Origin of the sequence: Halomicrobium urmianum (assembly GCF_020217425.1) — an archaeon.
In the GTDB taxonomy this organism is placed as follows: domain Archaea; phylum Halobacteriota; class Halobacteria; order Halobacteriales; family Haloarculaceae; genus Halomicrobium; species Halomicrobium urmianum.
In genome coordinates, this window is the sequence record NZ_CP084090.1 from 2048818 (window position 1) to 2071206 (window position 22389).

Here is a 22389-nt window from a genome sequence, read left to right on the forward strand (position 1 = left end):
ATGCGACCCACTCGCCGCGGATACGCCGCCCTCGCCGTCGTCGCCCTCGCCGTCCTGAACGCCTGGCTGTCGGGCCCGCGAGCGCTGAACGCCGTGGCGGCGCCGCTGCTGGTCGCCGTCGCGGCCGGGGCCGTCCAGGTGCATCGGGTCGGGGAGCCGAGCGTCGAGCGCTCCGAGCCACGGCACGGGTTTCCCGGGGAGTCCCGCACCGTGGAACTGCGCGTCGACGGCGGCGGCGTCGCGGCCGTCGAGGACCGCGTTGGCGAGGGGCTCTCCGGCGGCGTCCGGGCCGAGCGGTCCCTCCCGGCGACCGTCAGCTACGAGGTGACTTACGAGCGACGCGGGGTCCACCGGATCGGTCCGGCGACGGTGGCCGTCCGCGACGTGCTCGGCCTAGTCGAGACCGAGTACGAGGTCTACGAGCACGACGAGGCGCTGGTCTTCCCGCGGGTCCACTCGCTGGCCGAGGCGGGCGTGTTCCGCCGGACGCTGGGTCCGGAGAGCGACGAGCGCACCGAGTTCGACCGCCTGCGGGAGTACGTTCCGGGGGACTCGCTGCGCGACGTCGCCTGGAAGGCCAGCGCCAAGAACGACGACCTGCTCGTGACGGAGTACACCGACCCGGCCGACGAAGAGGCGATCAGCGTCGCTGCCCGCAGTGAGGACAACTGTGCCGACGAGATGGCCACCGCGGCCGCGACGCTCGTCGTCGGCGCCGTCCGGGCCGGCCTGGCCTTCGAACTGACCCTGCCCGACGGCGAACTGGCCCAGGGGTTCGGCGATACCCACCGCCAGTACGCGCTGGAGTTGCTCGCGCAGACGACCGGGGGTGACGTCCCGGAGGACGCCTGGAACGAGGCCGACGTCCGCGTCCACGCCGACGCCGACGGGACGAGGGTGGCCGTCGGCGGGCGCGAGCGCGATCTGGCCGACCTGACAGCGACGCGCGACAATCCGCTGGTCGCGGAGGTGGAGGCGTGAGCGCCGGCGTTCGCGATGGCTCGGGGAGCCGCCGGCGTCCGGACATCGACTGGGTACGCGCGCTGGCGCTGCTGGCCGTGGCGGCGATGCTCGGTACCGCCCTGCAGGTCATGTACCACTTCATCGACGTGACCGGAGTGCCGTCGCAGTTCCTCGTCCTGTTGGCGCTGTCGTTCGTCCTCGCGACCGTCCTCGCGCGGACCGTCCGGCCGGCGGTCGCCGTCGCCGTCGGCGCCGCGCTCCTCGCGGCCGGCATCTGGTGGTACCTCTCCCGGCTGAGCGGGCCCGTGCTCTGGGGCGTCCTGCTGAGCGATACGCTCGGGCTGCTGTCCGGCCGGTCGCTGCTGCAGATCGCGAACATCCGGGCGTGGGTGCTCGGGGTCACGCCCGGTCCCGTGGTCGTGACCTGGTACTTCGCCGTCCGGCGGCGGTACGCGGTCGCCGTCACCGTCGCCGGTGCGACGCTGGGCTTCTTCGTGCTGACCGGCGACGCGGACGTGGTGACGACGCTGTCGGGCGTGGTCGCCGGCGCGGTGGCCATCGGCCTCGGCGACTTCGACCGCCGGGGCGAACCGGTCGTCAGCGCCGAGACCATCGCCGTCGTCGCGGCGGCGATGATCGTCGTCCCCTCGCTGGTGTCGGTGGTGCCGACGACCGCGGCGGACGTCCAGGTGGCCGGCGAGATCGGACCGGACGCGTCGCTGGAGGCGAGCCTCGTGACCGCCGACGACGACATCTCCGTGCAGGGCCCGATCACGCTCTCGCCGGAGGTGCGGTTCACGGTCGAGGCCGACGAGGGGCGCTACTGGCGCGTGGCAAGTTACGACCGCTACACCGGCCAGGACTGGGTCCGGACCGGCGGCACCGACCCCTACGAGGGGACCCTCGATCCGCCGCCCGGCCCGACGCGGCGCGTCGACCAGACCGTCCGGCCCGAGACCGAACTGGGCGTCGCGCCGTCGGCCTGGAAGCCGATCCAGGTCGAGGGGCTGAATGGCGCCCGCGTCGCCGAGGACGGGAGCCTCGCGACGGGCGAGACGGTCGGCAGCGGCGAGGTCTATCGCGTCCGCAGCGCCGTCCCGGACCCGTCGCCGGCGCAGCTCCGCGAGGCCGGTACCGACTATCCCGAGGGGATTCAGGAGCGGTACACCCAGCTCCCCGAGAGCACGCCCGACCGCGTGGGCGTCCGCACCGAGCGGCTCACCCGGAACGCCGACAACCCCTACGAGACGGCCCTGACGATCGAACAGTGGCTGCGGAACAACCGGGACTACTCGCTTTCCGTCCAGCGGCCGAACGGCGACGTCGCCGACGGGTTCCTCTTCGAGATGGACGCCGGTTACTGCACCTACTACGCCACGACGATGACGACGATGCTGCGCAGCCAGGACATCCCGGCGCGGTTCGTCGTCGGCTACACCTCGGGCCAGCGCGTCGAGGAGGACCGCTGGGTGGTCCGCGGGCTGAACGCCCACGCCTGGGTCGAGGCCTACTTCCCCGAGTACGGCTGGGTCCGCTTCGATCCCACGCCGAGCGGACCCCGCGAGGCGGCCCGCCAGGAGCGCCTCGATGCGGCCCGCGCGTCCAACGAGTCGAACGTCGACACCGGGGGATCCCAGCAGGTGACCGAGCAGTGGACGCCGACGGACGACGGGTCGTCGTCGGGCCAGACGCCGGTCGACGACGGGGATCAGACCAGCCCCGCATCGGGACGGGACGTCGACCCCTCGACGCCGCCCGGCGGGATCATCACCGCCGACCTCGATCAGGACGGCGTGGCGAGCGACCCCGGAGGACCCGACGGCGGCAGTGGCGACGGCGGCGGCGCGTTCCCGTCGCCGACGCGCCAGGAGTTCGCGCTGGCCGCCGTCGCGCTGGTGGGGCTGGCCGTCGGTCTGCGCCGCAGCGGCGTCGTCGAGAAGACGTACCGCGCGGCCTGGCTGCGCTACCAGCCCCGGACGGACGACCCGGCACGGGACGTCGAGCGGGCCTTCCAGCGGCTCGTCTACCACCTCGAGCGCGACCACTACCGCTCGCGGCTGGCCACCGAGACCGTCGACGAGTATCTGGACGCCGTCGACGCCGACGAGCGAGCGCGCCGCGTCGCGGCGATCCGCGAGCGCTGCCGGTACGCCGGGGAGGCCGACCCGGCGGACGCCGACGAGGCGGTTCGCCTGGTGAACGAACTCGTGCGGTAGTCGACCCCACGGTCGGCCACCTCGCCCGCCCTGTGGCGCGTCGCGTGCGTATACCAGTAAGTGTTTAATAGGTAGATTTCGTAAGCCGACCTGTAATGTCGGAAGTCTACTCGCTGACCAAGGCGAGTACGCCCCACGACCTCAGCCACAGCCAGTCAACCACCAGCCGAGTGCGCACGGTGAACTATGTCTGAGGTCTGCTCGACGTGCGGCCTGCCTGAGGAGCTCTGCGTCTGCGAGGACGTCGCCAAGGAGTCCCAGGAGATCAACATCCGCATCGACGAGCGTCGCTACGGGAAGGAGGTAACGATAATCGAGGGGTTCGACCCCAACGACGTCGATATGGACAGCCTGTCGTCCGATCTCAAGTCCAAGTTCGCCTGCGGTGGGACGGTCGAGGACGACCAGATCGAGCTCCAGGGCAACCACACCGGTCGCGTCGAGGACTTCCTCCGCGACAAGGGTTTCAACGTCGCGTGACTGTTACCTGACTCTCTCCGCTTCGATATCGCGGCCCCGCTCTCTCGATTCGGCGTACCAGAGTCGCGTCGCGCGCCAGCGCTGCTCTGACCCGATCGAACGCGGTTCCGACGCGTCCGAACCGACGGACGAGCGACGCGACCGCGCGCCGCGACTCCCCGCCGACGGTCGCGGTCCCGCGCGCCGCGGCCTGAAGCGGCCCCCTTATTGCTCCTCCCGTTCGTACCGGTGGCAATGACCGTTCGACACGACGGTCTGGCCGTCGAGTGGCTGGGCTACGCCACGATCAGGCTGGCCGGCGAGGAGAGCGTCGTCTACACGGATCCCGGGCGCTACGGCCTGCTGACGGGCGAGTGGGAACCCGACTCCGACGACCTCGCCCACCCGCCGTCGCGGGACTACCGGGCCGAGGACGGCGACGTGGTGTGCGTCAGCCACGTCCACCACTACGACCCCGACGGCATCGAGCGCGTCGCGAGCGACGACGCCACCGTCGTCGCCTTCGAGGGAATCGACGACGAGGCCGAGAAGCGCGGTCTGCCGCCGCTGGCCGACCTGCCCCACGACGTCGAGCGCGTGGGGGCGAAGGACACGCTGACCGTCGGCGACGTCGACATCTGGACCACGCCGGCGTACAACGAGCCCGACGGACCCCACACCCGACCGGACGGGACTCCGTACCACCCGGAGGGGTTCGGCTGCGGGTTCGTCGTCGACGTCGAGGGGACGCGAGCCTTCTGGCCGGGCGACACGGACGTCCTCCCGGGCCACCGGACGATGGGGTCGATGGACGTCTCCCTGTTCTGCCCGCCGATCGGTCAGCGGTTCACCATGGACCGCTGCGAGGCGGCCGGGCTCGCCGTGCGGATCGACCCCGACCTCGTGCTGCCCGTCCACTACGACACGTTCTCGACGCTGGCCGCCGACTCCCGTGCGTTCGCCGCCGCAGTCGCCGCTGCAGGCGTGCCGGTCGTGCTGGACGAGAACTGAGCCGCTCGTCTGTCGCCCGGACCGTTTATACCGCAGCGCCGCCGACTCGGGGACATGTCCGACGGAGAGTTCGAGGACTACGGCGGGCGACACGTTCCGGAAGCGCTAGTGGAACCGCTCGAACAGCTAGCGGCGGCCTACGACGAGGTCGCCGGCACCGACGAGTTCCAGGCCGAACTGCGGGCGCTGCTGGAGGACTTCGCGGGGCGGCCGACGCCGCTGTTCCACGCGGAGACGCTCAGCGAGCGCTACGGGGCCAAGATCTACCTCAAGCGCGAGGACCTGCTCCACGGCGGCGCACACAAGATCAACAACACGCTCGGGCAGGCGCTGCTCGCGAAGCAGTCGGGCCGCGACCGGCTCATCGCCGAGACGGGCGCCGGCCAGCACGGCGTCGCGACGGCGATGGCGGGCGCCCTGCTGGACCTGGACACCGAGATCTACATGGGGACGAAAGACGTCGAGCGCCAGGAGATGAACGTCTTCAGGATGCGCCTGCTGGGCGCCGAGGTCAACGAGGTCACCCGCGGCGACGAGGGGCTGGCCGACGCCGTCGACGCCGCCCTGGAGGACTTCGCCGCGAACGTCGACGACACCCACTACCTGGTGGGCTCCGTGGTCGGCCCCGACCCCTTCCCGCGGATGGTCCGGGACTTCCAGGCGGTCATCGGTCGGGAAGCGAAAGAGCAGTTCCGCGAGCGGACGGGCGGGCTCCCGGACGCGGCGGTCGCGGCCGTCGGCGGCGGCAGTAACGCCATGGGCCTGTTCCACGCCTTCAGGGACGACGACGTGGCGTTCTACGGCGCCGAGGGCGGCGGCGAGGGGACGGACTCGAACCGCCACGCCGCGCCGCTCTCCGCCGGGCAGACGGGGACCCTCCACGGGATGAAGACCCGCGTCATCGACGACGACGTGGAGGTCCACTCCGTCTCGGCGGGACTCGACTACCCCGGCGCCGGCCCCGAACACGCCATGTTCCGGGAGGTCGGCCGGGCGGAGTACCGCGGGATCACCGACGACGAGGCGCTGGCCGCGTTCCGCGAACTGAGCGAGGCGGAGGGGATCATCCCGGCGCTGGAGTCCAGCCACGCCGTCGCGCTGGCGGCGGATCTGGCCGAGTCGGGCGAGCACGACGAGATCCTCGTCAACCTCAGCGGCCGCGGCGACAAGGACGTGGCCCGGGCCGCCGAGCTGTTCGACCTGTCCTGACGGGCGGGCTTCCGACTGGGGCGTGGACGGCTACTCGTCGTAGGTCCAGTAGTCGACCGAGCCCACGTCGATCCGGACGGGGGTGTTCTCCGACCAGGCGTCGTCGCCGGCGCCGTACTTGCGGTTGATCCGCCGCAGGACCGCTTCGGCCTCGTCCTCGTCGTCGATCACCGTCGCCGTCCCGCGGATCGACGCGCCCCACCGCGCGCGGCCGTCCTCGTCCTTCTGGACCGAAAGCGCGACGCGCGGGTTCTCGCGGATGTTGGCCAGCTTGCGGCCCGTGATCGCGAGCTCGACGACGCCGTCCTCGTAGCGGTACCACAGCGGGGCGACGTGAGGCTTCCCGTCGCGACAGGTCCCGAGGTGGGCGATGAGGCGTTCGCTCGTGAGCAGTTCCTCGGCCTCGTCGGGGACGTCCGTGGTCACGGGACCCGCTACGGGCTCTGGGATGCTTAACCTGTCTCCGAGGTGACCGGACGGGGGACGTAACAGCGGGGTCAGCGAGTCAGTACAGCGGCGCGATCTCCTCTGCGCCCTCGTGGACGAGGCTCTGGAGGTTGTCCTCGCTCTCGGTCCTGATCTCCTCGATGTTGTCCTGGGCCTCGATGGCGACCTTCTGGAGCTCCTTGACCCGGGGGACCTGGTGGACGCCGGAGAAGAGGACGACGCCGGCGACGGAGTCGGACCCGGGCAGCGGGTAGTCGCCGCCCCGGACCTCCATGGAGCCGGTCTCCTCCTCGAGCCACTTGCGGCCGCGCTCGATGCCCTTGCGGTCGAGGTGTTCGGGCGGACCGCCGGCGACCAGGAGCGTCTTCTCGGCGCCGTCGACGTCGCAGGGCAGCGTCAGCCGCCCCAGCGCGGCCTTGCGGACCAGCGACGTGATGCGGTTGGTCGTGTCGACGGCGTCGCAGTCCGACCCGCCGCTCCCGCCGGCCAGTCGCGACAGGAAGCCGTCGTGGTCCGACCGCTCGACTGGCTCGCTGGCGTATCCCACCGTCGAGATGCCGCCGCCGTCGAGCGTGTTGATGATCTCCGAGGAGTCAACGACGCTCTCGGCGACCTCGTCGCCGGTCTCGGCCTCGCCGGCGCCGAAGAGGACGCCGAAGCGCGTGACGATCTCCTCGTTGATCGCGTCGTACCCCTCGGCCATCGACTCGCCTGCCGACCGCCAGGCGTCGTTGTCGAACACGAGCAGGTTGTCCACCTCGCGGACGAACGTCCGAAACGAGCGCGCGGCGTTGAGCGTGTAGATGCCGCCCTCGTCGGCCGCGGGCAGCACGCCCAGTCCGAACACGGGCTCCTCGTAGACGTGCTCGAGGTGCTTGGCGAGGACGGGCGCGCCGCCGCTGCCGGTCCCGCCGCCCAGCCCGGCGACGACGAGGAACGCGTCCACTTCGTGGACCGGGACGCGGTCGATCGCCGCCTGTATCTCGTCGAGGTCGGCCTCGGCGACCTCGGCGCCCAGCTCGTTGTCGGCGCCGACGCCGTGGCCCTTCACGCGCGACTGCCCGATGAGGACCCGGTTCTCCTCCGGGACTCGCTCTAGCCCCTGCAGGTCGACCGTCGCGGAGTTGACCGCGATCGGACACCGGACGACGTCCTGGCCGGTGCGCTGCTCGTACTCGAGGAACTTGTCGACGATCTTGCCGCCTGCCTGACCGAACCCGATGAGTGCGAGTTTCATGGTTGGATGGACGCGGGGCGTCCGACCGCCTCAGTTCCCTGGGAGCGTCGTCCCACCGCCTACCCCGCGCACCTCTTGATCCACACGTCTACGGCATTGTTATGTAGTCTATACTTCACTCTAATCAGTTATATACCAGACGATCAGCAGTCGTCTGACGGGCGCGTGACGCGCGGCGTGCGGACGGACGGCGCACACCGCAGCTCCGGAAGCCGGGACGGGGCGGCAGAAACGACCCGTTTTTCAGAGACGGACGCGTAGCGACGCCCGGTGGCGATGACGACACGTTACCCCCGCTGAGCCCCTTGTGACGATGCCTTTCAACTGAGCCACCAACTCTCGAAACCGATCAGTAGCGACGCTCTCGCCCCCGTCGTTGCGAAGCGGGGCGTGGAACTGACGTCCGAGTCCGGTGGCTCTGTGGATCGACCGTAGTGGCCGCCGACAGCAGCCTGTCGCAGACCGCTTCGTTCCACTCAGTTCGCGATTTCCGGAGACCCCTTCCGGACGATCGTGACTCCGAATCCGCTCATCCCCCGGACGACGTCGACGAACTCGGCAGGTTCGAGCGGTTTCTGGATGGAGACGTCGACGTCGCTGCCAGACGACTGTGCGATGTCGGCCTCCGCGGTCGACCCCGTCATTCCGAGGACCGGCACCGACGCCAGTTCCGGCCTGTCGTTCAACGTGGCCAGGACGTCCTCGCTCTTCCGCCCGGGAAGCTCGAGATCCAGAAGGACGACGTCCGGGGCCGGAGCGTTCGTGTACTCACCGCGCTGACGAACGTAGTCGAGGGCCGTCTCACCGTCGTAGACGACGTTAATCTCGTTCGTGACACCCGCTTCGGCGAACAGTTCTCTGACGAGTCGCACGTCGCCGTGGTTCGCCTCGATCAACAGGATCTCTACGGCGTCGGGTTCGGAACGCTTCGAGGGCGTCACGGCCCTCGCGACCTCCGCTCCGCGAAGTCGGACGGGTCAGTCATTTCCGAGGGAGACGTCGAGATTCCTCGCGGATCCGTCGCCGTCCTCGGAGCGGCCAGTGAACTCGATCATCTTCGTGCTCGGCTCGTACCTGACGAGCCCCGCTTCGTCGAGTTTGGGAAGATGACAGTGGTGGAGTTCGACGGCGATCTCCTCGGCTGGGACGTTCACTTCAGCGTCGTGTTCGGCGAGCCGGGCGCTCAGGGCATCGAGGAACGCCCGATCGGTCCGCTCGTACTCTCCGAGAAGTCCGATCAGGCGACGGCGGCGAGAGTCAGTCCGGACCTCAAATAACATGTCCTGCTGGCGGGTGTCGGGAGTGGGATCGTCCATTCGCGTTCTCGGCAGTGATAGACTACTCTCACAGATAAGCCGCTATGTGAGATAGACAGGTGATTTAAACGTTCGACTTTGGATTATCCCGACAGGAGCGTGTTTTCGATGAGCTCGGAAACGCCCCGGTTCAGTCGTTCGGAGAAGGCCTGTTGAGAGAGGTCGAACCGTTCGGCCAGTTCCGTCGCAGTCGTCTCCCGTGGTTTCTCGTAATACCCGGCGTTGTAGGCGGCGACGAGCGCGTCGCGCTGTTTCGCCGTCACGTTGAACTCGCCACTGTGGGGCCCGGCGGGGGAGAGGAGTCGCTCCACGTGCACGGTCCCGCTGGTCTTGAAGTGGGCGTGGAAGAGCCCGAGCTGTTCACGGTCGGCGAACCGGACTTTCAGCTGCCACCTGTCGCCGCTGCCGACAGCTTCGAGAATCGTCCCTTCGTGATCGAGTACGAGGTCCACGGTGTGGGTCACGTCGCGGTCCCACGTCATCTTGTACAGGCAGGCGTCGGGGAACGAGTCCGTCACTTCGAATTCAGTGACCGACGAGTCGTCCGCTACTGCCTCCTCGAACTGCGCGAGCTCGTCCTCTTCGCCAGTAACCCAGAGGAACGGCATGATCCAGTTGCTACTGTGGGCGACGAGACGGTCGAAATTGGCAGTTATCGAGGGGACTGCTTCGAGCGAATGCGCGAGCGCAAACGCATCCGCTGGAATGGTAAAATCCGCGATGATACTCATTGCGGCGGATAGCCCAGAGAGAGGGATGAGTGTTCCGGCCTCTCTCGTACCAGTTACGGGGCGCTCGGTGTCGCCTCGTCGGCGAGCGTGACCGTCCCGCTGCTGTCAGCGATCACCGTGTGTCCGTGGTAGGCGAACGCGATTCGACAATCGGACTGTCGACCGTCGTCTGTCTGCGACTGTAGCGCGTCCAGGGCGTCGGGATCGATCGCTTCGTACAGCGGGTCCAGGTCCAGCGGATCGCTGTTCTCGGCTTCGGCGACTCGGTCGACGACAGAGCGACTGAGCGATCTGCGCGCTGCTGTTGTTCCCATTGTCGGTCCCAGGGGACGATGGCAGATAAACTTGTTTGGTAGTTGTTAATTACAGGATGGGGTTTAAATGGCGCTGTCTGGACACAGGTCGCGGGGCAACTATCGTGGAAAACGCAAGGGAGCGACTCAGCTATCGTGAACCGCCTCGGGGTCAAGCCCCGAGGCACTCGGCCTGCTCCGGCTGTAGACATTGAACGCACTGACGCACTCGAAGGGCCCCCGGAGCGCCCTTCGATGTGTAAATAGTTTCAATTTCTACTATAGTCGTCGACAACGTCCTCCCGAAATTGTCGGCGGGCTTGTGGAGCTCCCGTTTGAGCAGTTCGTTGCGCACGAGATCGAGCCCCAGCTCCGCTAACGCCTCGATCGACTCTTCGAGTTCCTGCCGCGTGGACGTCGCTATTTCGAGCTCGAGGTTCCGGTGATGGGTCAACAGCTCTCGGACAGCGACGACCCCGTGAACTTCGAGTGCGTCCTCGGCGAGTTGGCTGCGACTGTCCATCGGGGCCGTTGCGGTGACGAGCATGTGATGGTCGAGTCCGGCCTTCTCGTAGTTGAGGATCGGTTGATAGGCAGTGATGATATCTTTCTCTTCGAGCTTGTTGATGCGGTTCCCGACGGTAGTCGACGAGACGCCCACCCTCTCACCGATCCCCGCCGTCGTGTTGTTGCGAGCGTCTTGCTGGAGCAGATACAGGATGCCCTGATCAGTCGGATCGAGGTCGACCATCGGAACAGGGACAGGTACGCCCTCCACGACCAACAACCCTCGCTTCCGGAGGTGAGCGCCGGAATCACGGCCAGCGCGCGTATCCTTCGGCGTTCCAGCCCCCTCGATCGTCGTTCCGCCGAACGACGAGGCCGCGCACTGCGCTCTGCCGCTGGGACTCGCTCAGAACGGCGACTCGGGGCCCTCGTCTACCGCACCGTCCGCCCTGACACCGTCCTCTTCCGCCTCGTCTGCGCCCGCCTCGATCGGTCCGTCCCACTCGCTGAGGCCGGGTTCGTAGCTGACGACCTCGCCCTCGAACCCCTCGTAGGCGGCGATCAGCCGCGCGGCCTTGACGCTCGACTTCCCGTGGGGACAGAGCGTCACGACGTCCTCGTCGCCGGCGAACCGCTCGACGTCCTGCACCAGTTGTCCGAGCGGGACGTTCTCGCTGCCCGGGACGTGGCCCTGCCGGTAGGCCCGCGGCGGGCGGATGTCGACCACGCGCGTCTCCTCGTCGTCCAGGCGCTCCCTGAGTTCCTCGGTGCCGATCTCGCCGTCCATCGGCGTCCACTGGGCGACCGAGGCTGAAAGCCCTCACGGAACGCGACGGACGGCTACAGCAGCCCCTCCTCCCTTGCCAGCAGCAGGGGCGTCAGTGCGCCGCCGTTGACGGGGCCGTCGCGGCCGCGGACGACGTCGATCACCTCGTCGGCGGGGACCGTGTCGGTCTCGATCCACTCGCCCTCGTTGAGGTCGGGGTCGCCCGGCGTGAGGTCCTCGGCGACGTAGACGTGCCGGCGGTAGCGGACCCACCCCGACGGGACGTACGACTCGACGTGGGTCACCGTCCCGGCGCGGTAGCCCGTCTCCTCGCGCAGTTCGCGGCGGGCGGCGGCCGCGGGGTCCTCGCCCTCGTCGACCCCGCCGGCGGGCAGTCCGATCTCGCGCATCCGGTGGCGCGGGCAGTACTGCTCGACCGCGACGACCTCGCCGTCGTCGACGGCGAGCACGATGACGGCGTCTGACGGTTCGAGCCAGAAGTAGTTCGCCCGATTCCCGTTCGGCCGCTCGACGACGTCGTAGCCGGCCTCGAAGAAGGGCGTCTCCCAGGCGACGACGGCGTCGTGGACGAGCCACTCGGAGTCCCCGACGTCATCGCTCCAGGGAGCGGCCGGCGGAGTCACAGGAGGCCGTCCTCCCTCGCCAGCAGGATCCCCTCGATGGTAGCGTCGTTGGCGGGTTCGCGCCGGGCGACGTCCAGCGCGTCCTCGACGGGGACGGTCCGCACCGAGAGGAACTCGTTGTCGTCGAGGTCCCGCTCGACGGGTTCCAGTCCCTCGGCGAAGGCGATGCCCCGCCTGTGGCGGAGGACGCCAGTGGAACACCAGAACTCCTCCAGCAGGGAGACGCCGGCGGGGTCGAAGCCGGTCTCCTCGCGCAGCTCGCGGCGGGCCGCCTCGGTGTAGGACTCGCCGTCCTCGACGATGCCCGCGGGCAGTTCCAGGCACTGCTCGCGGATGGTCGGGCGGTACTGGTCGACGAAGACGAGTTCGTCGCCGGTCCGAGCCACCACGACGACGGCGTCGGGCAGTTCGGCCCAGTAGTACTGCTTCTCGGAGCCGTCCGGTTGCTCGACGCGGTCGTACCCGCCGGTGTACCAGCCGGTCTCGTACTCGGCCGCGCGCTCGCGGACGGGCCACTCGTGGGTTGACTCGCGGTCGCTCACGCTAGGGGCGTGCGACTGCGACGCGGTAAAGCGTGCCGTTGTCGCTGAGGTACACCGCGTCGCCCTCGGCCGCCGCCGGGTTCCGCCCTCGCAGCGACGCCAGTTCGTCGAACGGGGAGTGCGTGAACGCCTCCTTGATCCCGACGTAGCCGGTTCGGTAGGGCGCCGACCGGCCCGCCTCGCCGTCGGAGGCGTTGGCCAGCGCGGCGGTGGCGTAGGGGTACTGGCGCTCGGAGAGGGTCCCGGCGTCGACGGCGGCGTGCGTGGCGTTCGACGGCGTCGCGGTCAGGTAGTAGGGGTCGCCGCTGCCCAGCAGCGACGGCAGCGCGCCCAGCGCGATCAACAGGACCAGCACCGCCAGGATGCCCAGAATCAGGTTCCGCGTGACGGGGCGCATACCACACGGTCAGGGCCGGCGCCCATAGGCCGTTCGGAACCCGGCTGGCCGCTCAGACGGACGTCCGTCTCAGACGACGTCGCGGTAGAGCCGGCCGAACGCCTGCCGTCGGAGCGTGTCCACCGCCGCGCGCTCCTCGTTCTGGAACGTGGCCGCGACGGCGGCGTCGGCGAACGGCGGCGCGTGCCAGACAACGTTCTCGACGTTGTCCGATCCCACCTCGATCACCTCGTGGTCGGCGCCGTCGCGCCACTCCTCGTACTCCGCCCGCGTGCCGACGGTGACTTCGAGCCGGTCGGCGAACAGCGCGTCGCGGGCCGTCTCGACGACCCCGCTCGTCACGCGCTCCTCGTACTCCTCGGCGTCGAACTCCATGGCCTTCGCGATTTCCTTGACGACCAGCTGGGCCGTCGAGCCGAGCGCCTCGTAGCGCTCGCTGGCCTCGTCGGCCGTCTCCGGCGAGAACGTCCCCTCGGTGTGCATGCCCCGGCGTTCGCCCGTCGGCCACTACTCCGTTTCGCCTTCCCCGCGGCCGTCGGCCGCTTCGCCGTCGTCGGCCGCCTCGCCGTCGGCCGCTCCGTCGCCGTCCCGGCCCTCGGCGTCGTCGGCGTCCGCAGCCGCCTCGCGCATCTCCTCCGTCAGCCGCTGGGCCTCGCGGAGGATTGCCTGCGCCTCGTCGTCGATCTCGCCGCCCCCGCGGGCCCGCGCCGCGGCCTCGTCGATACCGCCCGCGCCGCCGTGGCCGTGCTGGTGGTCGTGGCCGTGCTGGTGATCGCCGCCGTGGTCGTGGTCGCGAACCCCGCTCTCCTCGAACACCTGCGGGAACTCCTCCTCCTCGGCGTACTCGACGACGGCGTCGGCCAGCTCCGACTCGCCCATCCCGCCCCACTCCGGGACGCGCTCGTCGAGCCACTCCTCGTGGTCGCCACCGCCGGTCATCGCCGTGAACGCGAGGTGGTTCGCCAGGTGCTCCGCGTCGGCCTGCGGGTCCTCGCAGACGGGACAGGCGTAGCCCATGGTCGACGCGTGGGGCCACGGACGGATATCGCTCACGGCTTCGGGCGACCTACCGCTACAGCGAACACTGCATATTCCTCGTAACACCAACCGCAGTTCCTAGTCCAGCCCGCGGACCATCACGAGGGCGTCCTCGCCGTTGCCGTAGTAGTTGGGGATGGTCCGCTGGTGCTCGAAGTCGAACTCGCGGTACAGCGAGATGGCGACGTCGTTGGAGGCGCGCACTTCGAGTTTGACCGAGCCGGCACCGCCCTCGCGAAGCGTCTCCAGCGCGCTGTCGAGCAGGCTCCGACCGATGCCCTCGCCCCGGCGGTCCGGGGCCACGGCGATGTCCTTGACGTGGCCCAGCGGCGTGCCGTGGTTGGGGATCGCGTCGGCGACGACGTAGCCGACGACGCCGCTGTCGCCCTCGGCCACCAGGAAGCCCGGTTCCTCCAGGTAGTTCTCGAACGCCGGCATCGGCCAGGGCTGGGGGAAGGCGACCTGCTCGATCCGGTGGACCCGCAGCAGGTCGCCCGGCGTCGCCTGCCGGACCGAGACGGCGTCGTCGGCTGGTGGGACGGTCGTCACTACCGGCAGTTCGGCGGCGGTCCACAAAGGAATGACGCCTGCGCCGGTCGGCGGCGGTCAGAAGAAGTCGGTGAGGTACACCGGCCGCTCGGGAAAGAGCGCGTCGAGGTCGGCGACGGCGTCGTCGGTAGCCGCCAGCAGGCCCCGGTCGGCCGCCGTCGACGGCGCGAGCGTCCCGACGTACAGCTTCGAGAGCAGGCCGACGCCCAGTTCGACGTCGGGCTCTGCGTCCGTCGGCTCGCAGGTCGGTCCGTCGGGACCCGGTTCGATCCGTATCGTCGCGTCGTTGGCGGGCAGCAGCGGGTCGTCGACGTCGACCGTCACGGGACGCTCGGGAGTCCGCTCCGCGGGGAGGCACTCGATGGCGGCCTCCAGATCGACGATCCGGCCCATCGCACCCGGCTCGACCGTCGCGGTGACCGCCTTCGGATCGACGGCGTCGTGGACCAGCCGGGTCTCCTCCGGGGCGGACCAGCGCACCTTGTCGACCTGCGGCGCGTGCCGGCGCACCAGTTCCAGGAGCTGCCGGCGCGCTTCCTCCGTCCGGTAGACCAGTTCGTCGACGACCATCGTCGCGCCGCTGCCGTCCTCGCTCTCGCCGGGGAGCCTGAACACGACGTACCCCGCCGGCACCTCGGCGTCGGCGGGCGTCCGGCCCAACTGCGTGAGGCCGGGCTCGACAGACGAGCAACGCGAGTCTGTCGGCGTCCAGCAGTAGATCCAGTCGTCGTCGAGCGTCCGCTCGCGCCACCACCGTGCCGACCGGTCGAGTGCGAGTTCGTATCCCGCTGCCCACTCCTCGTGGGCCGGAAGCAGCCGCTCGTAGTCGTCGGGCGTCAGCCGCTCGAAGGCGCCCTCGGCGTTCGCGCTCGGCAGCGCGTCCGCGGGGAAGCGGTACTCGGTCTCCGCGTGGACCAGCCCCCAGCCGGAGCGGCGGTAGTAGGGGATCGAGTTCGGCCAGAGGGCAGCGTACGGGTAACCCCGGTCGCGGAAGACCCGAAGCGCCTCGCGCTGGAGCCGTTCGCCGTGGTCCGCTGCCCGGTGTTCCGGCGGCGTCGCGAACGCTGCGAAGCCGCCCACGGGACGCCGCTCCCCGGCCAGCGTCGCGCGCAGGTCGTACAGGGCGCAGGTCGAGACCAGCGCTCCGTCCTCGAACAGGCCCCATCGCTCGGCGATCCGATCCCTGACGTCCTCGGGCCCGTCGTAGGACGGCGGTCCCGCGCCGGAGCCGAAGGCGTGATCGATGGCGGTGGCCTGCTGGACGACCTCGTCGCCCTCGAGCCGGCGAAAGGTGGCCATGCAGGGGTGACCGGTGCCGGGCGCTTGAAGGTTGCTCCCGTGTGTGGCTCACTGGCACGGTGCCCGATCGGGTAGCCGCGGCTATCGGGCGGACAGCGCTCGAAAAATGGAGCGAATCAGTTGCCGGTCGGACGGGTGACCGACTACGGCGTCCGATCAGTCGTCGGCGGGCGCGGCGCCGCTGCCGTCTTCGGCCTGCTTCTTCGTGTGCGAGAGCTTGCCGCCGTCCGCGAGGATGCGGCGCTCGCGCTCGGAGGCGTCGAGGGTGGCGGTAGCCTCCCAGTCGTCGTTCACGCGGATGGTGAACTCCTCCTGGCCGGAGGCGACCGCGTCGGCGACGTCGGTGACGATCTCGACGTCGTCGCCCTCGTCGATCTTCTCGTAGGTCTCCTCGTCGATCTCCAGGGGCACGATGCCGAAGTTGAAGAGGTTCGCCTTGTGGATGCGGGCGAAGCTCTGGGCGAGGACGGCCTCGATGCCGAGGTACATCGGGCACAGGGCCGCGTGCTCGCGCGAGGAGCCCTGACCGTAGTTCTCGCCGGCGACCAGCAGGCCGCCGTCGGCGTCGCGGGCGCGGTCGGCGAAGGTGTCGTCGATCCGCGACAGCGTGAAGTCCGAGAGCTTGTCGATGTTCGAGCGGAACTTGAGGATGTCCGCCGTCGCCGGGATGATGTGGTCGGTGGTGATGTTGTCCTCCATCTTCAGGAGGGCCTCACCCTCGATGTCCGCTCCCAGCGGGTCCTTCAGCGGGACCTCGCCGATGTTCGGGCCCTTGATGAGCTCGTCGTCGACGGCCTCGTCGGGCGCGATGAGGTCCGAGGTGGAGCTGCCGATGTACTGGTCGGGCAGCTCGAAGCCGGGGTCCTCGAGGTCGCCCAGCTCGTCGGCCAGGTCGCGCGGGTCGACGATCTCGCCCTTGATGGCCGCGGCGGTCGCGACCTCGGGCGAGCAGAGGTAGACGTTGTCGTCCTCGATGCCGGAGCGACCCTCGAAGTTGCGGTTGAACGTCCGCAGCGAGACGGAGTCGGAGGCGGGCACGTGGCCGATGCCGATGCAGGCCCCGCAGGTCGCCTCCGAGAAGTTGACGCCGGCGGCCATCAGCTCGGCCGTCCAGCCGTCGCGGGCCAGCATCTCGGAGGCCTGCTTGGAGCCGGGCGCGACGATCATCTCGGTCGTCTTCGCCGTGTTCCGGCCCTCCAGCATCTTCGCGGCGGGCAGGATGTCCTCGTAGGCGCCGTTCGTACAGGAGCCGATGATGACCTGCTCGACGTCGGTGCCGGCGACCTCGCTGACGGGCACGACGTTGTCGGGCATCGACGGCTCGGCGATGAGCGGCTCGAGCTCCGAGAGGTCGACCGTGATCTGGTCGGCGTACTCGGCGTCCTCGTCGGGCGAGAGCTCGACGTACTCGTCCTCGCGGCCGAGCCGCGAGAGGTAGTCCTCGGTCTGCTCGTCCGTCGGGAAGATCGAGGTGGTGGCACCGAGCTCCGTGCCCATGTTGGTGATCGTCGTCCGCTCGGGCACGGTCAGGTTCTCGACGCCGGGGCCGGTGTACTCCAGCACCTTGCCGACGCCGCCCTTGACGGAGAGCCGCCGGAGGAGCTCGAGGATGACATCCTTCGCGGTGGCCCACTCGGGCAGTTCGCCCTCGAGGCGGACGTTGACGACCTCGGGCATCTCGATGTAGTAGGCGCCCCCGCCCATCGCGACGGCGACGTCGAGGCCGCCGGCGCCGATGGCCAGTTCGCCGAGCCCGCCGGGGGTCGGCGTGTGGGAGTCGGATCCGAGCATCGTCTTGCCCGGCGCCGCGAAGTTCTCCTTGTGGACGTTGTGGCAGATGCCGTTACCCGGCCGCGAGAAGTGCGCGCCGAACTTGCCGGCGGCGGAGCGGAGGAACCGGTGGTCGTCCGTGTTCTTGAAGTCGAACTGATAGGTCTGGTGGTCGCAGTACTGGGCGGCCAGTTCCGTCTGGACCTCGTCGAGGTCCAGCGCCTCGAACTGCAGCCACACCAGCGTACCCGTCGTGTCCTGCGTCAGGACCTGGTCGATCTCGATCCCGATTTCCTCACCGGGCGTGAGCTCGCCCTCGACGAGGTGATCGTCGAGAATTTTCTCCGTGAGCGTCTGTCCCATAACGTACGTACGTGGACGGTCGCCGGGTATAAATCCCGCGTATTCGCAAACGTTGTTCGTGCAGGACTTGCGTCCGTTCCGGCGCGGGTCTCTGCGACCGTCCCGGTACGGGTGGTAGCTATGGTGGTTCTCGATGCGGGTGGTAACGCCTATGGTGGCCCCGTTCCGAGCGCGGGTATGTTCCGAAGCGGTGCGTTCGTCGCGGAGCGACTGGGCGAGTTGCGCAGCGAGCAGGTCCAGCCCAACGGCGTCGACCTCACGCTGGAGACCGTCTACGAACAGGTCGAACCGGGCCGGATCGAGCGGAGCGACAAGACCGTCGGCGACCGGCGAGAGCTGTCGTCGGACGGCGACGCTTACGGCCTGGAGCCCGGCGGCTACGTCGTCGAGTACGGCGAGCGGGTCGCCGTGCCCGAAGGCCACGTCGGCTTCGTCCTCCCGCGCTCGTCGCTCATGCGCAACTCCTGCATGCTGAACACGGCGGTCTGGGACGCCGGCTACGAGGGCCGCGGCGAGGGCCTGCTGCAAGTCCACCACCCGATCGAACTCGAACCGGGCGCACGCATCGCGCAGTTCGTCCTCGCCGAGGCCGGCCACGAGGACACCTACGACGGGACGTATCAGGGCGAGAACCTCTGAGCGTTCCCGCTCACGCCGTCCCGTCACCCAGTCAGCACGGTAGTGTTCAGATTAGCTGATTCCATGCGAAGCTGAACGATTTGAGCCAGTCGTCGGCTATGTCCGCTTCGGCGTTGCTGAAGCAGTTTGAGAACGAAGATGTCCGTCGTTTTATTTCTCGAAAGACACGTTCGACACTGTTTCGATTTCCATGGCGTTCATATCTGAAATCGAGGCCGTGTCGCTGGCAGGCGTCTTTCAGCGGTGTCGCACCATCGACGAGAAAGACGGCGTCGTCGACATCGTGTTTCTCGCGGAGCTCGGTGAAGAACGCACGAGCGAGAACGTTTGTTTTCGTCGGTTCAAGCTGTGTATGGAGTAATTCGTTCGTGTCTGGATCGACGGCAGCGTACAGCCAGTAGTGCTCGTCATCGAGTTGGATCACGGTTTCGTCGACCGCGACGTGATCCGGTTCTCGCCCATCCTGGGGCTGTAGATCGGCTTTGTGAACCCAGTTGTGAACGGTTGACCGAGCGCGTTGGACACCGAATACCTCAAGAAACGAGACAGTATTCGAAAGCGAGAGTCCAGCCAGATGCAGCTGAATACTGAGCTTCATCAGTAGTCGCGGTGTCGCTTCTCGCTCCACAAACTCTAACTCGATCTGGTCCAAACAACCGTTGAGGCGGTCGGTTTTTGGCATAGAGCACTAAAAACCCCATCCGCCTCACCTTTCAAGCTTATCTGAACACCGCCGTCAGCACAGGCAAAAGACCTAAGGTTTGTTGTGTCCTACCACACTGTGCATCACTTCGGAGGTGATGCCACCCAGGGCAGTTCCCGTCTGAGCGAGCGCGGACGGCACGCTAGCCCGGATTCGTCAGTCTGGTCACCGGGCCGCGGCGCGCTGCTCGCGCCCGGCCCACTTTCCCGCCCCGTAGCCGGCGGTCTCGCCGCCCTGCCGGCCGGGGCGGTCCATCTGTACGTCGGCTGTAGCCGCGTCCGCGTTCGCCGCAGCGCCGGCCAGCTGCATCGCGGGCGCCGGCCGGCAGTACGCCGCGGTCTTTTCAGCCTCTGAAACGACCCATCGGTACTTACGGCGGTCGCCGGCAAACGGGAGAGCGTATGAGTTTCAATCACGGTATCTACGTACTCGACGGCGACGACGGGGACGAGTGGGTCACGCCCCGGCCCGTCGACGAGGTGGTGGTCGACGCCGTCGCGGCGTCGACCGATCTGGAACGGGGTGACCTCGACGCCATCGACGCCTACGCCGACCTCGACGAGGTCGCGGCGGTCGTCGCCGACGGTGACCGCGAGTCCGTCACCTTCCCCGTGGAGGGGCACGAGGTGACGCTCACCCGCGAGGGCGACGTCTCCGTGGCGTGAGCGGTGGGAGACCCCTCCCGTCTGCCCGATAGCGTCGCCGCTCTGCCCCGACCGCATCACCTTTGACGGGCGCGCTCCCAGCACGCTCTATGACTCGCGTCGCGCTGATCGCTCACGACGAGAAGAAGCCCGACATCATCGACCTCGCCCAGGAGTACGAGGCGGTCCTGTCGACGTTCGACCTCGTCGGCACGGGCACCACGGGCAAGCGCATCACCGAGGAGACCGACCTGCACGTCAACCGCAAGAAGTCCGGTCCCATCGGCGGCGACACCCAGATCGGTGCCGAGGTGGCCGACGACGCGATCGACGCCATCGTCTTCCTCCGCGACCCCCTGACGGCCCAGCCCCACGAGCCGGACATCTCCGCCCTGCTGCGCATCTGCGACGTCCACGACGTCCCGCTGGCGACCACCCGCACCGCCGCCGAGTACGTGCTCGAGGGGCTGGCGCGCGACACCGGCAACGCCGACCTGCTCTAGTACTCCGGCCGCTCCTCGTACTCGATGGGGTCGCGCTCGTCGAGCCGCTGGAACGCCTGGAGCCGGTAGGCGCAGGCGTCGCAGGTGCCACAGGCGGGCGCCTCGGCGCGGTAGCAGCTCCATGTGTCCTCGTACGGGACGCCCAGTTCCAGCCCGCGCTCGGCGATGTCCGTCTTCGACCACTCGACGAACGGCGCTTCGATCGAAACCGCCGTGTCGGGGTGCGTGCCGACGTCGACCACGTCCTCGAACGCCTCGAAGAAGGCGGGCCGGCAGTCGGGGTACCCGGAGAAGTCTTCGCTGTGGGCGCCGATGAACACGGCCGCACAGTCGTTGGCCTCGGCGTAGGCGACGGCCATCGACAGCAGGTTGGCGTTCCGGAAGGGGACGTAGGTGTCCGGCACCGCCTCGGCGTCGAGGTCGGCGTCCTCGACGGCCTCGTCCTCGTCGGTCAGCGACGACCCGCCGATGGCCCGGAGGTGGTCGGTCTCGACGTGGAGGAACTCCGCCGCGTCGACGTGGCCGGCCAGCGCCTCGGCGCACGCCCGCTCGCGGTCCTCGGTCCGCTGGCCGTAGCTGGTGTGCAGCAGGTACAGGTCGTCGTACCCCTGCGCCCGCGCCTCGTAGGCCGCCGTCGCGCTGTCCATCCCGCCGGAGGCCAGCACGACGGCCGCGTCTCCGCTGGAGTGCCCGTCGGTGGTGTCGGCGGCGTCGGTCTCGCCGTCCGCCGGGCCGCCGGTCGTCTCGTCGTCCGATGCGTCCGCGGTGTCGTCGGTGGTGGTGTCGTCCGTAGTCATGGTCGTGCGCTCTCGCACGCTCGTCTGGCTCGCCCGCTCAGGTCCCCGGCGCGTCGTTCCACAGGTCCACGTGCAGCCGGGGCGTGTACCGGTAGCCGCGCTCCGCCGCCAGCTCGGCGACGGTGCGGCGCGTCTCGTCCAGTTCCTCGCGCGTCCGCCCCTCGGGCATCAGGAGGACGTCCGCGTCGCGGACGGGGACGCTCGTCGCCTCCCGGACCCGATCGACCAGGTCCTCGATCTCCGGCAGGTCGCCCTTACCTGTGACGACGAACTTCAGCTGGAACTCGCAGTCCTCGACCAGTCCGGCGAGCGCGTCGAGGTCGAGCCGCCGCTGTTCGTGTCTGTCGGCCCACTCGCCGTCGCCCTTCGGGTCGCGCTCGGCGATCGGCGTGCTCGACGCCAGCTTCGGGCTCACGCTGGCCAGGTCGATCGGCGCGTCGCGGTGGATCGTCCCGTTTGTCTCGACGGTGGTGTGATAGCCTGCGTCGTCCAGCCGCTCCAGCAGCGCGACGCTCTCCTCGTGCACGAGGGGCTCGCCACCCGTCAGGACGACGTGGTCCGCGTCGTGGTTCGCCACCTCGTCGACGATCTCGTCGATCCCCATCCAGGCGTGGGTCGGCTCCCAGGAGGTGTGGTAGGAGTCGCAGAACCAGCACCGGAGGTTGCAGCCGCTCGTGCGGACGAACACGCTGGGCACGCCCGCCAGCTTCCCCTCGCCCTGCAGCGAGTGGAACAGCTCGTTGATCGGCAGGCCCTCGCCCTCCGGCTCGGTCGCCGCATCGCCGTCGCCCTCCGCCTCGACGTCGCGCTCGACCGGCATCACTGCCCCGCCGCGAGCTCGCTGGTCTCCCGGACGGTCACGTCGACCTCGCTGACCGTGTCGGGCAGCGCCTCGGCCAGCCGCTCCTCCAGCAGGACGGACATGACCTCGGCGGTCGGCGGGGCGTCCAGGACGACGACGGCGTCGCCGTCGCCGCTGTCCTCGAAGGCCTCGATCAGCGGGTCGCCCGCCTCCAGCAGGAAGCGGTGGTCCCAGGCGTCGATGGCGTCCGTGACCGCGCCCTTGTCGGCGATCCACCCCTCCTCGGTCAGCTCGCCGACCAGGCGCACGGTCACGGCGTAGTTGTGTCCGTGGGGCCTGCTGCACTTGCCGTCGTGGTGCATGATCCGGTGGCCCGCGCTGATGCGGATCGGCCGGTCGCCCCCGACGACCAGTTCCCGCTCGCCCGCGTCGACGAGCGACGAGTGTTCTTCGGCGACTCTATCGGTCATATCTGGATATTATTGAGGGAGTAGTTAAAACGACTGGTCGATCGCCGTCTGGGGATTCCGACGGGCTCGCCGTT

General features: G+C 69.0%; 29 protein-coding genes. 8 read left to right on the forward strand and 21 right to left on the reverse strand.

What is annotated here, in order from left to right; genetic code table 11:
* From LCY71_RS10175 to trpB, 5 genes are all read left to right on the forward strand, one after another.
* A complete protein-coding gene (locus LCY71_RS10175) occupies positions 1–981 on the forward strand; it encodes a DUF58 domain-containing protein (protein ID WP_225333038.1) in 981 nt (326 codons plus the stop codon).
* The gene (locus LCY71_RS10180; RefSeq protein WP_225333039.1) at positions 978–3179 is read left to right on the forward strand and encodes a transglutaminase TgpA family protein; all 2202 of its coding nucleotides are present in this window, start codon (positions 978–980) and stop codon (positions 3177–3179) included. Before LCY71_RS10175 ends, LCY71_RS10180 begins: the two co-directional genes overlap by 4 nt.
* Before the next feature lie 186 nt (positions 3180–3365).
* Positions 3366–3659 (forward strand): stress response translation initiation inhibitor YciH, encoded by a 294-nt coding sequence (gene yciH, locus LCY71_RS10185; RefSeq protein ID WP_225333040.1) that lies wholly within the window; start codon positions 3366–3368, stop codon positions 3657–3659.
* A gap of 234 nt (positions 3660–3893) precedes the next feature.
* On the forward strand, positions 3894–4649 hold the full coding sequence (locus tag LCY71_RS10190) for an MBL fold metallo-hydrolase (RefSeq protein WP_225333041.1): 756 nt from the start codon (positions 3894–3896) through the stop codon (positions 4647–4649).
* A gap of 54 nt (positions 4650–4703) precedes the next feature.
* Positions 4704–5858 (forward strand): tryptophan synthase subunit beta, encoded by a 1155-nt coding sequence (gene trpB, locus LCY71_RS10195; RefSeq protein ID WP_225333042.1) that lies wholly within the window; start codon positions 4704–4706, stop codon positions 5856–5858.
* Between the two features lie 30 nt (positions 5859–5888).
* Here the strand turns inward: trpB and LCY71_RS10200 are convergent, their stop codons facing one another.
* The 16 genes from LCY71_RS10200 to LCY71_RS10275 all read right to left on the reverse strand — a co-directional run bounded on the left by LCY71_RS10200 (position 5889) and on the right by LCY71_RS10275 (position 17757).
* Positions 5889–6284 (reverse strand): pyridoxamine 5'-phosphate oxidase family protein, encoded by a 396-nt coding sequence (locus LCY71_RS10200; protein WP_225333043.1) that lies wholly within the window; start codon positions 6282–6284, stop codon positions 5889–5891.
* A gap of 79 nt (positions 6285–6363) precedes the next feature.
* Positions 6364–7542: a tubulin/FtsZ family protein gene (locus LCY71_RS10205; protein ID WP_225333044.1), complete on the reverse strand. Its 1179-nt coding sequence runs from the start codon at positions 7540–7542 to the stop codon at positions 6364–6366.
* Positions 7543–8018: 476 nt separating this feature from the next.
* Entirely contained in the window at positions 8019–8483 is a 465-nt protein-coding gene (locus LCY71_RS10210; protein ID WP_225333045.1) for a response regulator, read from the reverse strand.
* A gap of 36 nt (positions 8484–8519) precedes the next feature.
* On the reverse strand, positions 8520–8858 hold the full coding sequence (locus LCY71_RS10215; protein WP_225333046.1) for a DUF7344 domain-containing protein: 339 nt from the start codon (positions 8856–8858) through the stop codon (positions 8520–8522).
* Between the two features lie 83 nt (positions 8859–8941).
* A complete protein-coding gene (locus LCY71_RS10220; protein ID WP_225333047.1) occupies positions 8942–9589 on the reverse strand; it encodes a helix-turn-helix domain-containing protein in 648 nt (215 codons plus the stop codon).
* 53 nt (positions 9590–9642) lie between these two features.
* Positions 9643–9903, reverse strand: a complete 261-nt coding sequence (gene ddfA / locus LCY71_RS10225) for a DdfA family disk-determining factor (RefSeq protein WP_225333048.1) — start codon at positions 9901–9903, stop codon at positions 9643–9645.
* A 151-nt stretch (positions 9904–10054) separates the two neighbouring features.
* Positions 10055–10633 (reverse strand): Lrp/AsnC family transcriptional regulator, encoded by a 579-nt coding sequence (locus LCY71_RS10230; RefSeq protein ID WP_225333049.1) that lies wholly within the window; start codon positions 10631–10633, stop codon positions 10055–10057.
* A 162-nt stretch (positions 10634–10795) separates the two neighbouring features.
* A complete protein-coding gene (locus tag LCY71_RS10235) occupies positions 10796–11176 on the reverse strand; it encodes a rhodanese-like domain-containing protein (RefSeq protein ID WP_225333050.1) in 381 nt (126 codons plus the stop codon).
* A 53-nt stretch (positions 11177–11229) separates the two neighbouring features.
* Complete coding sequence (locus tag LCY71_RS10240) at positions 11230–11799, reverse strand: NUDIX hydrolase (RefSeq protein WP_225333051.1); 570 nt, start codon at positions 11797–11799, stop codon at positions 11230–11232.
* A complete protein-coding gene (locus LCY71_RS10245; protein ID WP_225333052.1) occupies positions 11796–12341 on the reverse strand; it encodes an NUDIX hydrolase in 546 nt (181 codons plus the stop codon). Before LCY71_RS10245 ends, LCY71_RS10240 begins: the two co-directional genes overlap by 4 nt.
* 1 nt (position 12342) lies before the next feature.
* On the reverse strand, positions 12343–12738 hold the full coding sequence (locus LCY71_RS10250) for a hypothetical protein (RefSeq protein WP_225333053.1): 396 nt from the start codon (positions 12736–12738) through the stop codon (positions 12343–12345).
* Positions 12739–12807: 69 nt separating this feature from the next.
* Entirely contained in the window at positions 12808–13221 is a 414-nt protein-coding gene (locus LCY71_RS10255; protein ID WP_225333054.1) for a DUF5809 family protein, read from the reverse strand.
* Positions 13222–13245: 24 nt separating this feature from the next.
* Positions 13246–13755, reverse strand: a complete 510-nt coding sequence (locus LCY71_RS10260; RefSeq protein ID WP_225333055.1) for a DUF5810 domain-containing protein — start codon at positions 13753–13755, stop codon at positions 13246–13248.
* Between the two features lie 99 nt (positions 13756–13854).
* Positions 13855–14325, reverse strand: coding sequence for a ribosomal protein S18-alanine N-acetyltransferase (gene rimI / locus LCY71_RS10265; protein ID WP_225333056.1), 471 nt, complete (start codon positions 14323–14325; stop codon positions 13855–13857).
* A gap of 57 nt (positions 14326–14382) precedes the next feature.
* The gene (locus LCY71_RS10270; protein ID WP_225333057.1) at positions 14383–15624 is read right to left on the reverse strand and encodes a GNAT family N-acetyltransferase; all 1242 of its coding nucleotides are present in this window, start codon (positions 15622–15624) and stop codon (positions 14383–14385) included.
* Between the two features lie 156 nt (positions 15625–15780).
* Positions 15781–17757 carry an aconitate hydratase gene (locus LCY71_RS10275; protein WP_225333058.1) on the reverse strand — a complete coding sequence of 659 codons (1977 nt, stop codon included), beginning with the start codon at positions 17755–17757 and terminating at the stop codon, positions 15781–15783.
* 177 nt (positions 17758–17934) lie between these two features.
* Here LCY71_RS10275 and LCY71_RS10280 point away from each other — a divergent pair, with 177 nt between their 5' ends.
* On the forward strand, positions 17935–18396 hold the full coding sequence (locus LCY71_RS10280; protein WP_225333059.1) for a deoxyuridine 5'-triphosphate nucleotidohydrolase: 462 nt from the start codon (positions 17935–17937) through the stop codon (positions 18394–18396).
* A gap of 46 nt (positions 18397–18442) precedes the next feature.
* On the opposite strand, the gene LCY71_RS10285 is transcribed toward LCY71_RS10280, so the two are convergent.
* Together LCY71_RS10285 and LCY71_RS10290 are read right to left on the reverse strand one after the other, a co-directional pair.
* A complete protein-coding gene (locus LCY71_RS10285; RefSeq protein ID WP_225333060.1) occupies positions 18443–19078 on the reverse strand; it encodes an IS6 family transposase in 636 nt (211 codons plus the stop codon).
* Positions 19079–19264: 186 nt separating this feature from the next.
* Positions 19265–19408, reverse strand: coding sequence for a hypothetical protein (locus tag LCY71_RS10290; protein WP_225333061.1), 144 nt, complete (start codon positions 19406–19408; stop codon positions 19265–19267).
* A gap of 92 nt (positions 19409–19500) precedes the next feature.
* Here LCY71_RS10290 and LCY71_RS10295 point away from each other — a divergent pair, with 92 nt between their 5' ends.
* Positions 19501–19764 (forward strand): HalOD1 output domain-containing protein, encoded by a 264-nt coding sequence (locus LCY71_RS10295; RefSeq protein WP_225333062.1) that lies wholly within the window; start codon positions 19501–19503, stop codon positions 19762–19764.
* 89 nt (positions 19765–19853) lie between these two features.
* Positions 19854–20246, forward strand: coding sequence for a methylglyoxal synthase (locus LCY71_RS10300; RefSeq protein WP_225333063.1), 393 nt, complete (start codon positions 19854–19856; stop codon positions 20244–20246).
* Here the strand turns inward: LCY71_RS10300 and queC are convergent.
* The 3 genes from queC to LCY71_RS10315 all read right to left on the reverse strand — a co-directional run bounded on the left by queC (position 20243) and on the right by LCY71_RS10315 (position 22315).
* Positions 20243–20893, reverse strand: coding sequence for a 7-cyano-7-deazaguanine synthase QueC (gene queC, locus LCY71_RS10305; RefSeq protein ID WP_373325165.1), 651 nt, complete (start codon positions 20891–20893; stop codon positions 20243–20245). The two genes, LCY71_RS10300 and queC, sit on opposite strands and share 4 nt — an antisense overlap.
* A 187-nt stretch (positions 20894–21080) precedes the next feature.
* The gene (locus LCY71_RS10310) at positions 21081–21863 is read right to left on the reverse strand and encodes a 7-carboxy-7-deazaguanine synthase QueE (RefSeq protein ID WP_225333065.1); all 783 of its coding nucleotides are present in this window, start codon (positions 21861–21863) and stop codon (positions 21081–21083) included.
* Positions 21863–22315: a 6-pyruvoyl trahydropterin synthase family protein gene (locus LCY71_RS10315; protein ID WP_225333066.1), complete on the reverse strand. Its 453-nt coding sequence runs from the start codon at positions 22313–22315 to the stop codon at positions 21863–21865. The genes LCY71_RS10310 and LCY71_RS10315 overlap by 1 nt, the downstream gene beginning before the upstream one ends.
* Positions 22316–22389 lie beyond the last annotated feature (74 nt).